Origin of the sequence: Microvirga subterranea (genome assembly GCF_003350535.1) — a bacterium.
Classification (GTDB): Bacteria; Pseudomonadota; Alphaproteobacteria; order Rhizobiales; family Beijerinckiaceae; genus Microvirga; species Microvirga subterranea.
In genome coordinates this window covers 240,467-253,190 of record NZ_QQBB01000002.1, presented here as the reverse complement: position 1 = coordinate 253,190, position 12,724 = coordinate 240,467, and the positions used below count along the sequence as shown (strand labels likewise).

The 12,724-nt window shown below is 65.0% G+C and carries 14 protein-coding genes; 6 read left to right on the top strand and 8 right to left on the bottom strand.

Going from position 1 to position 12,724, the window contains the following annotated elements:
* Positions 1-13 precede the first annotated feature (13 nt).
* Together DES45_RS05900 and DES45_RS05895 are read right to left on the bottom strand one after the other, a co-directional pair.
* Complete coding sequence (locus DES45_RS05900; protein WP_114769450.1) at positions 14-1,021, bottom strand: glycosyltransferase family 4 protein; 1,008 nt, start codon at positions 1,019-1,021, stop codon at positions 14-16.
* Positions 1,021-1,836 (bottom strand): UDP-2,3-diacylglucosamine diphosphatase, encoded by an 816-nt coding sequence (locus tag DES45_RS05895; RefSeq protein ID WP_114769063.1) that lies wholly within the window; start codon positions 1,834-1,836, stop codon positions 1,021-1,023. Before DES45_RS05895 ends, DES45_RS05900 begins: the two co-directional genes overlap by 1 nt.
* A gap of 190 nt (positions 1,837-2,026) precedes the next feature.
* Here DES45_RS05895 and DES45_RS05890 point away from each other — a divergent pair, with 190 nt between their 5' ends.
* Together DES45_RS05890 and DES45_RS05885 are read left to right on the top strand one after the other, a co-directional pair.
* Positions 2,027-2,959, top strand: coding sequence for a DMT family transporter (locus tag DES45_RS05890; RefSeq protein ID WP_245429764.1), 933 nt, complete (start codon positions 2,027-2,029; stop codon positions 2,957-2,959).
* Positions 2,960-3,096: 137 nt separating this feature from the next.
* Positions 3,097-3,714, top strand: a complete 618-nt coding sequence (locus DES45_RS05885) for a helix-turn-helix domain-containing protein (RefSeq protein ID WP_114769061.1) — start codon at positions 3,097-3,099, stop codon at positions 3,712-3,714.
* A gap of 14 nt (positions 3,715-3,728) precedes the next feature.
* Here DES45_RS05885 and DES45_RS05880 read toward each other — a convergent pair whose 3' ends face one another.
* The 6 genes from DES45_RS05880 to uraH form a co-directional block, all read right to left on the bottom strand.
* Positions 3,729-4,688 carry a c-type cytochrome gene (locus tag DES45_RS05880; RefSeq protein ID WP_114769060.1) on the bottom strand — a complete coding sequence of 320 codons (960 nt, stop codon included), beginning with the start codon at positions 4,686-4,688 and terminating at the stop codon, positions 3,729-3,731.
* A gap of 60 nt (positions 4,689-4,748) precedes the next feature.
* Complete coding sequence (locus DES45_RS05875; RefSeq protein WP_114769059.1) at positions 4,749-5,186, bottom strand: c-type cytochrome; 438 nt, start codon at positions 5,184-5,186, stop codon at positions 4,749-4,751.
* A gap of 141 nt (positions 5,187-5,327) precedes the next feature.
* Positions 5,328-5,645 (bottom strand): rhodanese-like domain-containing protein, encoded by a 318-nt coding sequence (locus DES45_RS05870; protein WP_114769058.1) that lies wholly within the window; start codon positions 5,643-5,645, stop codon positions 5,328-5,330.
* Between the two features lie 69 nt (positions 5,646-5,714).
* Positions 5,715-6,161, bottom strand: coding sequence for a peptidoglycan-binding protein LysM (gene lysM, locus DES45_RS05865; protein WP_114769057.1), 447 nt, complete (start codon positions 6,159-6,161; stop codon positions 5,715-5,717).
* A gap of 85 nt (positions 6,162-6,246) precedes the next feature.
* Positions 6,247-7,689 carry an allantoinase PuuE gene (gene puuE / locus DES45_RS05860; protein ID WP_114769056.1) on the bottom strand — a complete coding sequence of 481 codons (1,443 nt, stop codon included), beginning with the start codon at positions 7,687-7,689 and terminating at the stop codon, positions 6,247-6,249.
* Between the two features lie 6 nt (positions 7,690-7,695).
* Complete coding sequence (gene uraH / locus DES45_RS05855) at positions 7,696-8,049, bottom strand: hydroxyisourate hydrolase (RefSeq protein WP_114769055.1); 354 nt, start codon at positions 8,047-8,049, stop codon at positions 7,696-7,698.
* A gap of 212 nt (positions 8,050-8,261) precedes the next feature.
* On the opposite strand from uraH, the gene DES45_RS05850 reads away from it, so the two are divergent.
* The 4 genes from DES45_RS05850 (at position 8,262) to DES45_RS05835 (ending at position 12,724) form a co-directional block, all read left to right on the top strand.
* Positions 8,262-9,488, top strand: a complete 1,227-nt coding sequence (locus tag DES45_RS05850; protein ID WP_114769449.1) for a urate hydroxylase PuuD — start codon at positions 8,262-8,264, stop codon at positions 9,486-9,488.
* Positions 9,489-9,554: 66 nt separating this feature from the next.
* Positions 9,555-9,989 (top strand): GlcG/HbpS family heme-binding protein, encoded by a 435-nt coding sequence (locus tag DES45_RS05845; RefSeq protein ID WP_114769054.1) that lies wholly within the window; start codon positions 9,555-9,557, stop codon positions 9,987-9,989.
* A gap of 152 nt (positions 9,990-10,141) precedes the next feature.
* The gene (locus DES45_RS05840; protein WP_114769053.1) at positions 10,142-11,725 is read left to right on the top strand and encodes a peptide ABC transporter substrate-binding protein; all 1,584 of its coding nucleotides are present in this window, start codon (positions 10,142-10,144) and stop codon (positions 11,723-11,725) included.
* A 78-nt stretch (positions 11,726-11,803) separates the two neighbouring features.
* The gene (locus DES45_RS05835; protein WP_114769052.1) at positions 11,804-12,724 is read left to right on the top strand and encodes an ABC transporter permease subunit; all 921 of its coding nucleotides are present in this window, start codon (positions 11,804-11,806) and stop codon (positions 12,722-12,724) included.

The window sequence follows — 12,724 nt, the reverse complement described above, 5'->3', positions numbered from 1 at the left end:
GACGCGGCTCCGGTCACGCCCCGGCATGCGCCTCCTCGATATTGCGGAAGAACTGCCGCGCGCTCTCGCGCCAGGTGAAGGTCTCGCCATAGGCCCGGCAGCGGCTCTGCGGGATGTCGAGCGCGGCCAGCGCCGCCTCCCGCAGGTCCTCGCACAGGCTTCCACAACCTGAGGAGCCGATCACATCCGCCGGTCCGGTGACCGGATAGGCCGCAATCGGCAGGCCGGAAGCCAGAGCCTCCAGCAGCACGATCCCGAAGGTGTCGGTAAGGCTCGGGAACACGAAGACGTCCGCCGACGCATAGACCCGTGCAAGGTCCTCGCCCGTCAGAGCCCCAAGGAACCGAACCCGCGGGAATCTCCGCTGCAGGTCGTGGCGCGCCGGCCCGTCGCCGACGACCACCTTGGTGCCCGGCAGATCGAGCGCCAGGAACGCCTCCAGGTTCTTCTCGACGGCGATCCGGCCGACCGACAGGAAGATCGGAGCCCGGCTGTCGAGAACGCGTTCATGGCGCGGCCGGAAGAGCTGCGTGTCCACGCCCCGCGTCCAGCGCCGGATTCGCCGGAAGCCGCGCCCCTCCAGCTCCCGCTCCAGGGACGCCGTGCTCACCATCATGGCCCGCGCCTCGCCATGGAACCAGCGCAGGGCCCGGTACGACCAAGCCTGCGGGATCGGCGCGCGCGCCGACAGGTATTCGGGAAAGCGGGTATGGTAGCTCGTGGTGAAGGCCATGCGGCGCCTGCGGCAGGCCGCGCGGACGGCGAACCCGATCGGCCCTTCCGTAGCGATGTGGACATGGGTCGGCTTCACCTGATCGACGATCCGCGCCACCGGACCGGGCCGGGCCAGCGCCAGGCGGATCTCGGGATAGCCGGGCATCGGCATGGACGGGAACCGGTCCGGCGACAGGATCGTCACCTCCGCCCCGAAATGGGATGCTTCGGCGGCCATGTACTCGAGGGATCGCACGACGCCGTTGATCTGCGGGCGCCAGGCATCGGTCGCGATGAGGAGCCGCATCATGCCACCCGCCTTGCCTCCGCCAGACGCTCGACTTCGACGAGCGGCTCGCGCGAGGCCGCCGTTTCCTTGGTCCAGCGGATCAGCTCGAGCCTTCCGTCATAGTGTTCCACGACGGCCGTGCAGGATTCCACCCAATCGCCCGTATTGACGTAGGCGACGCCGAAATCCCCGTGCATGGCCGCGTGGTGGATGTGGCCGCAGATGACGCCGTCCGCCTCCTGCCGCCGCGCCTCGGAGGCGAGGAACTCCTCGAAGCGGCTGATGAAATTGACCGCGTTCTTGACCTTCAGCTTGGCCCAGGCCGACAGCGACCAGTATGTGAGGCCGAGACGCCGCCGCAGGATGTTGAGGTGCGTGTTGACGAACAGGGCGGCCGTATAGGCCCCGTCGCCCAGCAGGGCGATCCAGCGGGCATGCCGGACCACGATGTCGAACTGGTCGCCGTGGATGACGAGATAGCGCTTTCCGTCCGCCGTCACATGCAGCGCATGGTCGGCGAGCTCGATGCCGCCGAGAGTAACGCCGACGTAGTCGCGCAGGAACTCGTCGTGATTACCCGGAATGTAGACGAGGCGCGCGCCCTTCCTGACCTTGCGCAGGAGCTTCTGCACCACGTCGTTGTGGGCCTGGGGCCAGTACCAGCCGGATTTCAGGCGCCAGCCGTCGACGATGTCCCCCACCAGATAGATGGTGTCGGCGTCGTAGGCCTTGAGGAAGGCCAGCAGGGGACCGGCCTGGCAGCCCTTGGTGCCGAGATGCAGGTCCGACAGGAACAGGGTCCTGACGCGGAGGGGCTCGAATGCTTCGGCCATGCGGGTCCTCGCTCGTCGTGTCGGACGAACCAGAACGGATTCGTGTCTCGCGCCTGTGACGTTAGCCTTGCGGAATTGTGACAGCCCGGGCCGCACGCATGTGTCTGACGCAGGGGTTTTGCGCCCGAAAGGTCTTCACGGATGGGCCGCATCGTGTTTGGTTGCACCTCCAACCGAAGCGACTCACGCCTTGAAACCTCTCCTGGGGATCTCCCTCAAAGTCATCTCCGCGCTCGTCTTCACGCTCATGTCGGCTACGTTGAAGACGCTTACGACCCGATATCCCGTCGGGGAGGTCGTCTTTTTCCGCTCGGCCTTCGCCCTCCTCCCGCTCCTGGTCTGGCTGGCCTGGCAGGGCGACCTGATCAATTCCGTGCGCACGCGCAATCTAGGCGGACATATCAAACGCGGGCTCATCGGGACCGCCGGCATGTATCTGGGCTTCGCCGCCCTCTCCTACCTGCCGCTGCACGATTCCATCGCCATCGGCTATGCCTCGCCCCTCATCGTGGTGATCCTGGCGGCGGTCCTCCTCAAGGAGAAGGTTCGGGCCTATCGCTGGAGCGCGGTCGGCATCGGCTTCGTCGGCGTGCTGATCATGCTGTCGCCCTATCTCAAGATCGAGACCTTCACCGGGGGCTTCGACGGCGGCCCGTCGCTCGGGGCGCTCTTCGCCCTCCTGGGCGCCTTCTGCTCCGCCGGCGCCATGATCCAGGTGCGCCGCCTGACGGCGACGGAGAAGACCGGCGCCATCGTGTTCTATTTCTTCATCCTGGCCTCGGTCCTGTCGCTCTTCACCATCTTCCTCGGCTGGCGGGTGCCGGACGCCACCGACATGATGCTGTTCGTCGTCGGCGGCATCCTGGGAGGCATCGGACAGATCCTGCTGACCCAGAGCTACCGCTTCGCCGACACGTCGATCATCGCGCCGTTCGAGTACACGACGATGATCTGGGCGCTGCTGTTCGGCTGGTTCATGTTCGGCGATCTCCCCACCTCCACGATGCTGACGGGAGCGACCATCGTGGCCGGCACGGGCCTATTCATCGTCTGGCGCGAGCACCAGCTCGGGCTGATGCGCGCCCAGGAGCTCAAGGCGGCCTCGCCCAAACCGGTCGGCTGACGGCCGAGACGTCCCCGAACCCGTCCCCACGGGGGAAAAAGCCCGCCGCGACACCCCTCCGGCTTGACCCATCATGGCTGGTGTCCCAAAACCGTTTTGAGGAACGAACGTTCGATCTTTCAGAACAAGGCAGGCACATGGGCGTTGAGGGCAAAGAGCGGAACCGGGATCTCGAGACGGGCGCCCAGGTCCTGTCCGGCCACATGGGCAAGACGATCCAACGGCTGCGCAAGGCGTACAACCTGTCCCTGTCCGAACTTGCCGAGCAGTCCGGCGTCGCGAAGTCGATCATCAGCCAGATCGAGCGGAACGAGACCAACCCGACGCTAGCCACCATCTGGCGCCTGAGCCAGGCGCTGGACGTCTCGATCGAGCGGGTCCTTGCGACGAGCGACGAGGAGCCCTTCATCGAGAAGTCGTCGCGGGCCGACACCCCGATCCTCGTCTCAGAGGATGGCAAGATGCGCCTCGCCATCATCGGCTGGCTCAAGACCATCGAGTGGCTGCAATGGTACGACGTGCAGTCGGAGCCCGGCGGCGTGCTCGACTCCGACAGCCATCAGCGCGGCTCGATCGAATGCCTCTCGGTGCTCGACGGAGAGTTCGAGGTCGAGGTCGGCGGCGTGACTCAGCGGGCGAAGACAGGAGAGACCCTGCGCTATCGCTGCGACCGCCCGCATTCGGTGCGGTGCGTCGGCGACGCGCCGGGGCGCGCCACCATGGTGTGCATCCTCAAAGCCGCCGTGATGGACTAACAGGTTTTCCCCAGCTAGCCCCCAGTTTGTTGAGGCTTCTTGAAGCCTTCCCGCGGAGGGAGGGACAGGAGGTACTCGGCCATCGCCTCGCGGTCCGCATCGGACAGGTGGGACGTGTTGCCCACCACCGAGCCCATCGGGCCGCCGACCGTGTCGAAATTCGGAGTTTCCCCCGTTTTCAACAGGGTGCTGAGATCGCCCACGGTCCAACCGCCGATGCCGCTCGGGTGAGGCGTGATGTTTGGCACGACGCCCCTTCCCTCCGGATCCGGGCCGCCGGCAAAGCGACGGTCCTCGATGATCGCACCGGCGAAGTTCCGCTCGCTGTGGCACTCGGCGCAATGGCCGGGACCGTTTACCAGATAGGCGCCGCGGTTCCAGCTCGCCGGCTTGCTGGAATCGGGCGCGAAGGTGCGGCCGTCGAGGAAGGCGAGCTTCCATAGGCCGATGCCGCGCCGGATGTTGAACGGGAACGGCAGCTCGTGATCCGGCGCCCGGCCTTCGACGGGCGCAAGCGTCTTCATGAAGGCGAAGAGATCGCCGAGATCGGCCGGGCTCATGCGCTGGTAGGACGTGTAGGGGAAGGCCGGATAGTAATGGCGGCCGTCGGGCGAGAGGCCCTCGCGCATGGCCCGCACGAAGTCGGCCGTGCTCCAGGATCCGATGCCGTCCCGCTCGTGGGGCGAGATGTTGGGGACGTGGAATGTCCCGAACGGGGACTTCAGGGCGTACCCACCCCCTAAGCGCAGCTTGTCGTCCTGGTTCGGCGTCGCGTGGCACGAGGTGCAGCCGCCCGCATAGAACAGCAGCCGGCCGTTATCGATGTTCGGCTGGCGATCGAGCCCGACTGGCGTGATCGGTGTGACCTGCCCGTTTCCGCGGATCAGCGCATAGGCGGACGGCGAGGTCAGGAACCAGAAGCCCGCAGCCCCGAGAACGGCCAGAACCAGAAGCCCGAAGAACGCCTTGCGCATGCCTGCCCTCCAAACGAAACGGGCGGCCGGGAAGGCCGCCCGCCAGGAACCTGCAATAAATCAGGAGCTCTTCTTGCGGAAGTCGTTGTGGCAGCCGCCGCAGTTCTGGAGAACCTTCGGCATCTCGGCCTTGAAGGTCGCCTCGTCCTTGATGCTGGCCATGGCGGTCTGTGCGTCCTGGCTCAGCTTGGTCATGATGGAGTCGAACTTGGCCTTGTTCTCCCAGATCGTCGGCAGGGCCTCGGTCTTCGGCGCATCCTTCGAGCTCTCGGGGAAGAGCGAAGCCGCCTTCTTCGGGTTCTCGGCGAAAACCTTCAGCCCGCTCTGGACCTTGGCGAGGTCGAAGGCCTCCTGACCGCGGAGCATCCCGCCGATCGGGCGGGTCTGGGCGGCCATCTCCTTCATGAGATTCTGGCGTTGTTCGACGACGTTGCTTTGCGCGATGGCCGCGCTCACACCCAGCGCAAGCAAGCTGGCGACGACGATAGTGCGCTTCATGCAGTTCCCCTCAAATGGGCACGGGCTACGGCTTCATTGCGAGCCGTTTCCGGCGGGGGAACACTACTGCATATCCGGCGAAGCTTGAGCACTCTACTTTAGAACACATCTATGTGATCGGACCGTTGGAGCCGGAGCCGGTCACTCGACCGGCTCTCCGGACATCACCCAATCCTTGTAGCCGCCCTTGTAGTGCTCCCGCACGTCGCGCCCCGCCGCCTGGGCGAACTCGATGGCCCGCAAGGACCGTACGCCCGCCGCGCAGGAGAACACGATCCTCTTGTCCGTCGGCAGGCTCGCCGGGTCGAAGGTCGACAGCGGACGGGAGATCGCACCGGGGATATGGCCGGCCGCGAATTCGTGCGGCTCGCGGACATCGACCAGATGGATCGAACCGTCCGCCAGTCCCCGCTTCACGTCCTCGCGGTCGAGATCGACATGCCCTGACGGTGCGTTCATGAAAAGCTCCCTTCGTGCCTTGAGCCCCTCATTTAGGATCGGGCACGAAGGAGAGCAATCAGCCTTATCCTACGGCAGCGGCGGAATCCGCAGGACCCAGCCGGGCTGGATCATGTCGGGATCCTTCACCGGCGGCGAGTTCGCCTTCACAATTTCCGTGTACTTGGCGCCCTTCCCCTTGCCGTAGTGCTTCTCGGCAATTTCCCACAGGGTGTCGCCCTTCTGGACCGTATACATGGTCGATTGCTGGGCGGGCTGCTGGATCTGCAGCTCGCTCGTGTCGACCTCGGCCACGCCGTAGGTGTTGCCGAGGGACAGGATGATCTTCTCAGCCTCTTCCTGGCTCATCGCCTGGCCGCCCAGTTTTACCTTGTCGCCCTGAACGTCGATGCTCAGCTTGCTCGCGTCGAAGCCGTGCCCCTGGACCTCCTGCTGCAGCTTGTCCGGAGTCGCAGCCTGGGCGCCGCCGCCGAAGATCTTGGCTCCCGCTTCCTTGATGAACTTGAACAGACCCATGTCACGCCTCCTCTTTCTTCCAGGCCGGCATCAGGCTGCCGGCCAAGCTTGAAACGAAGACGCGCGATCCGCGCAAACAGTTCCGTCAGGCCAGCGAGGAGAACACATCCGCCAGGGAAGGCAGCCGGTCCTTGAGGCGCAGGAGCGCGATCAGCTCGATCTGCACGATGGCGGTGTCGAACTCCTGGTCCGTCTCGTGCTCGATCCGCTCCTCGAAGGCTGCGAGGATCTCCTCCTTCGTGCGACCCTTGACGGCCATGATGAAGGGAAAGCCGAACTTGCGCCGGTAGGTCTCGTTGAGGGCGAGGAAGCGATCGCGCTCTGCTTCCGTGAGGCTGTCGAGACCCGCCGATCTCTGCTCGCCGCGGGAATCGTCCGTGAGATCGGCGAGCTTGAGCCGGCCCGCCAGATCGGGGTGGGCCTGGATGAGGGCCAGCTTCTGTTCCCGGCTCGCCTCCGAGAGGACATGCACCATGGCGGCATGGAGTCCCTCGGCAGTGTCCTGAGCCGGCGTCAGGCCACCCTCGTAGGTGCGGGCGGCGATCCACCGCGAGTGCTCGAAGATGTCCCCGAACATCTCGACGAACATCGCCCGGCTCATGGTGCTGGGCTTCAGGCCCGCCGGGCGGTGGCGCCTGATCCAGTGGCGGGCGATATCGATGCGCCGCGCCACCCAGACCCGGTCGTGCGAGGCGATGTAGTCGAGGAACCGGGCGAGCGCCGCCGCGCGGCCCGGCCGGCCGGCGAGCCGGCAGTGGAGCCCGACCGACATCATCCTCGGCGCGCTCATGCCTTCCGAATAGAGCGTGTCGAACGTGTCCTTGAGATAGGCGTAGAACTGGTCGCCCGCGTTGAAGCCCTGGGGCGTCGCGAAGCGCATGTCGTTGGCGTCGAGCGTATAGGGCACGATCAGCTGGGTGTGCTTGCCGTGCGTCTCCCAATACGGCAGCTCGTCCGCGTAAGAATCCGCGCTGTAGAGGAAGCCGCCCTCCTCCGCCACGAGTCGGTTGGTGTGCTCCGAGGTGCGGCCCGTGTACCAGCCGAGCGGTCGCTCACCCGTCACTTCCGTGTGGATGCGGATCGCTTCCTTGAGATGCGCCCGCTCCTCGTCGGACGAGAAGTCGCGGTAGTCGATCCACTTGAGGCCGTGGCTCGCGATCTCCCACTCCGCCTCCTGCATGGCGGCGACGGCCTCAGGGTTGCGCATGAGGGCGGTGGCGACGCCGTAGACGGTCACGGGCATGCCGCGCTCGGTGAATATCCGCCACAGGCGCCAGAAGCCGGCGCGGGAACCGTACTCGTAGATCGATTCCATGCTCATGTGCCGCTGCCCCGGCCAGGGCTGGGCGCCGACGATCTCCGACAGGAACGCTTCCGAGGCACGGTCGCCGTGCAGGACGTTGTTCTCGCCGCCCTCCTCGTAGTTGATCACGAACTGCACGCAGATGCGCGCATCGTTCGGCCAGTGCGGATGGGGCGGATTGCGGCCGTAGCCGACGAGATCGCGGGGATAAGAGGCCTCGGCCATGGTCGGTCAGCTTCCTCGGTAGGTGGAATAGCTCCACGGCGAGACCAGGAGCGGCACATGGTAGTGCCCGAGCGGCTCGGCAATGGAGAAACGGATGGGAACGACGTCGAGGAACGGCGGATCGGCGATCGCCGTCCCGACGGACCGGAAGTAGTCCCCGACATAGAAGACGAGCTCGTAGGTTCCGGTCTGGAACCCCTCGCCGGTCATGAGCGGCGCATCGGTGCGGCCGTCGCCGTTTGTGGCGGTGCGCACGACCGAGCGGCGGGCCTCGCCGTCGAGTGCGAAGAGCTCGATCGCCACGCCCTTGGCGGGCTTGCCGTTGACGGTATCCAGCACGTGGGTGGACAGGCGTCCCATGGGAACCTCGGATGTGAGCCCGCGAACGGAGCATGACGGAGGGGTGGAAGCTTTTCGATGCCGTGTCCGGCCGTCAAGCCGCCATGGCGGGCAGCCCGGGCAAAGTGAAGGAATTCGGGCTCCGGTTCCTGTTGAAAAAGCCTCCGGGCGGGCCTTTCGCAATCGGGAACGCCGCCCTAGGCTACGCGCTCCTTATCATTTCAAGTGGCCGCATGATCGACCCGCAGATTTCCGAATGGATCAGCCAGCTCCTCCGCTGGATCCACGTCATCACCGCCATCGCCTGGATCGGCTCGTCCTTCTACTTCATCCATCTCGATCTCAGCCTGAAGAAGCGCGAGGGGCTGCCGGAAGGCGTCGGCGGCGAGGCCTGGCAGGTCCATGGCGGCGGCTTCTACAACATGCGCAAGTATTTCGTGGCCCCGCCCGAAATGCCCAAGGAGCTGACCTGGTTCAAATGGGAGAGCTACTCCACCTGGATCTCGGGCTTCTTCCTGATCGTCTGGGTCTACTATCTCCACGCGGACCTCTACACGATCGACCCGGCCGTGCGGGCGCTGGCGCCCTGGCAGGCGGCCGCCATCGGCATCGGCGGAATCCTGCTGAGCTGGCTGGTCTACGAAGTCCTGTGCCGCTCGCCCCTGGGCAGGAACGGCGTCGTCCTCGGCGTCGTTCTGTTCTTCTACATCCTGCTCGCGGCCTTCGTGTTCACCCAGGTCTTCAACGGGCGCGCCGCCTTCCTGCACACGGGCGCGATGATCGCCACCTGGATGTCGGCGAGCGTGTTCTTCATCATCATCCCCAACCAGAAGAAGGTGGTGGCCGACCTGCTGGCCGGCCGCTCCCCCGATCCGCGCCTCGGCAAGGAAGCGAAGCTCAGGTCCACCCACAACAACTACCTGACGCTGCCGGTCATCTTCCTGATGCTGTCGAACCATTATCCGCTGGCGTGGTCGTCCCGTTATGCGGTGGCGATCATCGGGCTGATCGTGATCGCCGGCGCCGTGGTACGGCACTTCTTCAACTCCCGCCATGCCCACAAGGGATCGCCCTGGTGGAGCTGGGGCGTCGCCGCCGCCTGCATCGCGCTCGCCATCTGGCTGTCGATCGTCGGCAAGCCCGGCAACGCCAATCTGGCGGTTCTGACGACGCCGCCCACAACCGAGACGGTCGCCGCCTCCTTCGACGAGGCCGTTCTGACCATCCAGTCCCGCTGCTCCATGTGCCATGCGGCGGAGCCGGTCTGGGACGGCATCGCCGTAGCCCCTAAAGGGGTCAGGCTCGACACGCCCGAGGAGATCGCCCGCCACGCGGAGCTGATCCGGGTCCAGAGCGTGCTGACCCACGCGATGCCGCCCAACAACGTCACGGAAATGACGCTTGACGAGCGGAAAACCGTCGCCTCCTGGCTTGCCCAGAAGGACGCGACCCTCCGCTAGGCGCGTCGTGGCGCTGCTCTATAACCTTGCTCAATCAACCCCGCACCAACCAGGGAGGGAACGGCCTTGTCCGCACTCGCACTCGAAACCGCCCAGACCATTGCCGCCGCCACTCTCAAGGCCGGGCGGGACAAGGGCTTCAAGCCCCTTTCCGTGGCGGTCTACGACGAGAGAGGCGCCCTGAAGGTCCTCCTGTCCGACGACGGCACCAGCCTCCGGCGCGCCGAGATCGCCATGGGCAAGGCCAACGGCGCCCTGGCCATGGGGCTCGGCTCCCGGGCCCTTCACAAAATGGCTGTGGATCGTCCCTACTTCATCGCCGGCGTGACCCATGCGGTCGGCGGCCTGCTGGTCCCGGTGCCGGGCGGCGTCCTGATCAAGGATTCGCAGGGAAACATTCTCGGTGCGGTCGGCGTTTCGGGCGACACCTCGGACAATGACGAGATCGCCGCGGCGGCGGGAATTGAGGCAGTCAAACTGGCTTTCGACACCGGCGCTTAACGCTAGGGAAGCCTCAAACCTTTGGTTTTCAAAGGTTTCGAATATCCTCTAGACATAAACAGTTGTTTGAACAACAAATGAGCCAAGGTCTCGCCCGGCGGTTGAGGCCGAAACGATCCGAAACCTAGGAATAATAGTAAGGGAACGCGTCAATGTCCTGGTTGAAACGCACGGCACTTGCGGCCGTCGCAACGGCAGCCCTGATGGGCGCCGCTTCGGCTGAAGTCGTCTATAATCGCGCCAATTCTGGCGAACCTGAGACGCTCGACACCCACAAGACCTCGACCGTGCAGGAAGCCCATATCCTGCGCGACATGCTCGAAGGCCTTGTCACCTACAGCGCCAAGGGCGAGGCCGTTCCCGGCCAGGCCGCCAAGTGGGAGGTCAGCGACGACGGCAAGACCTACCGCTTCACCCTCCGCGACGGACTGAAGTGGTCGAACGGCGACCCGGTCACGGCGGAAGACTTCGTGTATTCCTACCGTCGCATCATGACCCCGGAGACGGGCGCGAAGTACGCGAACATCCTGTATCCGATCAAGAACGCCGAGAAGATCAACAAGGGCCAGGCCAAGCCGGAGGAGCTGGGCGTCAAGGCCGTGGATCCGAAGACGGTCGAGATCACCCTCGAGGCGCCGACCCCGTACTTCATCGAGCTCCTCACCCACCAAACCAGCCTGCCGGTGCACCGCGCCTCGGTGGAGAAGTTCGGCAAGGACTTCGTGAAGCCCGGCAACATGGTGACGAACGGCGCCTACAAGCTCGCCGAGTTCGTGCCGAATTCGCACATCAAGCTCGTCAAGAACGAGAACTACTACGACGCGAAGAACGTCCAGATCGACACGGTCAACTACTATCCGACCCCGGACTTCGCCGCGATGGTCCGCCGCTACGAGGCCGGCGAGCTCGACACCACCGACGACGTGCCGGCCGACCAGATGAAGTCGCTCAAGGAGCGCTTCAAGGATCAGGTTAAGCTCGGCCCGTATCTCGGCACCTGGTACATGGTCGTGAACTCGTCCAAGGCTCCTTTCAGCGACGTGCGCGTGCGTCAGGCCCTCTCCATGATGGTCGACCGCGAGTTCATCGCCGAGCAGATCTGGGGCCAGACCATGCAGCCCGGCTACTCCTTCATGCCGCCCGGCGTCGGCAACTACGGCGAGCCGGCCTACATGGAGTACAAGGACCAGTCCCCGATCGACCGCGAGGAGAAGGCCAAGGAGCTCCTCAAGGAAGCCGGCTTCGGCCCCGGCAAGCCGCTGAAGGTCGAGATCCGCTACAACACCACGGACAACAACCGCAACACGGTGATCGCGATCGCCGAGCAGTGGAAGCAGGTCGGCATCGAGACGTCCTTCATCAACACGGACGGCAAGACCCACTTCGCTCACCTGCGTGACGGCGGCGACTTCGACGTGGCTCGCTACGGCTGGATCGCCGACTACTCGGACCCGAACAACTTCCTGTTCCTGCTTAAGAGCGACAACAAGGGCTTCAACTACGGCAAGTACAACAACCCGCAGTTCGACAAGCTCCTCGATCAGGCCGCCACCGAGCTGGACCTCAAGAAGCGCGCCGACCTCATGAAGCAGGCCGAGGCGATCCTGATGAAGGACATGCCCTGGATCCCGATCATGTACTACGGCAAGAGCAACCTGATCTCCCCGAAGATCAAGGGCTTCGTGCAGAACACCCGCGGCGTGTACCCGACCCGCTACCTCTCGAAGACCCAGTAAATTCTTCGTAGACGGGGCGGCCTGTGCTGCAGGCCGCCCTATTTTTATATCCAGACGCGACTTTCGGGAGGAGCGACCATGCTCTCCTTCATCTTTCGCCGCTTTCTTTCGGCGATCCCGACGCTGTTCCTCATCGTCACGATCTCATTCTTCCTGATCCGGCTTGCCCCCGGCGGCCCCTTCGACCTGGAGCGTCCGCTCGAAGCCAAGGTGATGGAGAACCTCAACCGGATCTACCAGCTCGATAAGCCCCTGATCGAGCAGTACTGGCTCTATCTCGGCGCGGTCATGCGCGGTGATTTCGGCCCCTCGTTCATCCTGCGCGACTTCACCGTGGCCGAACTCTTCGCCCGCGGCCTGCCGATTTCCATGACGCTGGGCGCGCTCGCCCTCTCCTTCGCGATCCTGGTCGGCGGAACGCTCGGCGCGATCGCGGCCTTCCGCCAGAACAGCTCGGTCGACTACGTCGTGACCGGCATGGGCGCGCTCGGGCTCACCATCCCGAATTTCGTCGTGGCGCCGATCTTCCAGATCGTGTTCGGCCTCGCCCTCGCCTGGCTGCCCGTTGCGGGCTGGAACAACGGCTCGCCGCGCAACCTGATCCTCCCCGTGCTCGTGCTGGCGCTGCCCCAGGTGGCGGTTGTCGCGCGCATGACCCGCGCGGCGATGATCGAGAACCTGCGCTCGAACCACATCCGGACCCTTCGCTCCCTCGGGCTGCCGACACGGGTGATCGTGACCCATGCGCTTCGCGGCGCCGCGCTTCCGGTCATCTCCTATCTCGGCCCGGCGGCGGCGGCCCTGCTCACCGGCTCCGTCGTGGTCGAGACCATCTTCGGCCTGCCGGGAATCGGCCGCTACTTCGTCGAGGGCGCCCTCAACCGCGACTATACGCTCGTCATGGGCACGGTCGTGGTGGTTGCCGTCTTCGTTCTCCTCTTCAACCTCGTGGTCGATATCCTCTATGCGCTTATCGATCCGCGCATCCGCTACGATTGA

Excerpts from the sequence above, each read along its gene's own strand:
- DES45_RS05900 (WP_114769450.1), bottom strand. The coding sequence starts at position 1,021 with ATGCGGCTCCTCATCGCGACCGATGCCTGGCGCCCGCAGATCAACGGC.
- DES45_RS05895 (WP_114769063.1), bottom strand. The coding sequence starts at position 1,836 with ATGGCCGAAGCATTCGAGCCCCTCCGCGTCAGGACCCTGTTCCTGTCG.
- DES45_RS05885 (WP_114769061.1), top strand. The coding sequence starts at position 3,097 with ATGGGCGTTGAGGGCAAAGAGCGGAACCGGGATCTCGAGACGGGCGCC.
- DES45_RS05880 (WP_114769060.1), bottom strand. The coding sequence starts at position 4,688 with ATGCGCAAGGCGTTCTTCGGGCTTCTGGTTCTGGCCGTTCTCGGGGCT.
- DES45_RS05875 (WP_114769059.1), bottom strand. The coding sequence starts at position 5,186 with ATGAAGCGCACTATCGTCGTCGCCAGCTTGCTTGCGCTGGGTGTGAGC.
- DES45_RS05870 (WP_114769058.1), bottom strand. The coding sequence starts at position 5,645 with ATGAACGCACCGTCAGGGCATGTCGATCTCGACCGCGAGGACGTGAAG.
- lysM (WP_114769057.1), bottom strand. The coding sequence starts at position 6,161 with ATGGGTCTGTTCAAGTTCATCAAGGAAGCGGGAGCCAAGATCTTCGGC.
- puuE (WP_114769056.1), bottom strand. The coding sequence starts at position 7,689 with ATGGCCGAGGCCTCTTATCCCCGCGATCTCGTCGGCTACGGCCGCAAT.
- uraH (WP_114769055.1), bottom strand. The coding sequence starts at position 8,049 with ATGGGACGCCTGTCCACCCACGTGCTGGATACCGTCAACGGCAAGCCC.
- DES45_RS05850 (WP_114769449.1), top strand. The coding sequence starts at position 8,262 with ATGATCGACCCGCAGATTTCCGAATGGATCAGCCAGCTCCTCCGCTGG.
- DES45_RS05840 (WP_114769053.1), top strand. The coding sequence starts at position 10,142 with ATGTCCTGGTTGAAACGCACGGCACTTGCGGCCGTCGCAACGGCAGCC.
- DES45_RS05835 (WP_114769052.1), top strand. The coding sequence starts at position 11,804 with ATGCTCTCCTTCATCTTTCGCCGCTTTCTTTCGGCGATCCCGACGCTG.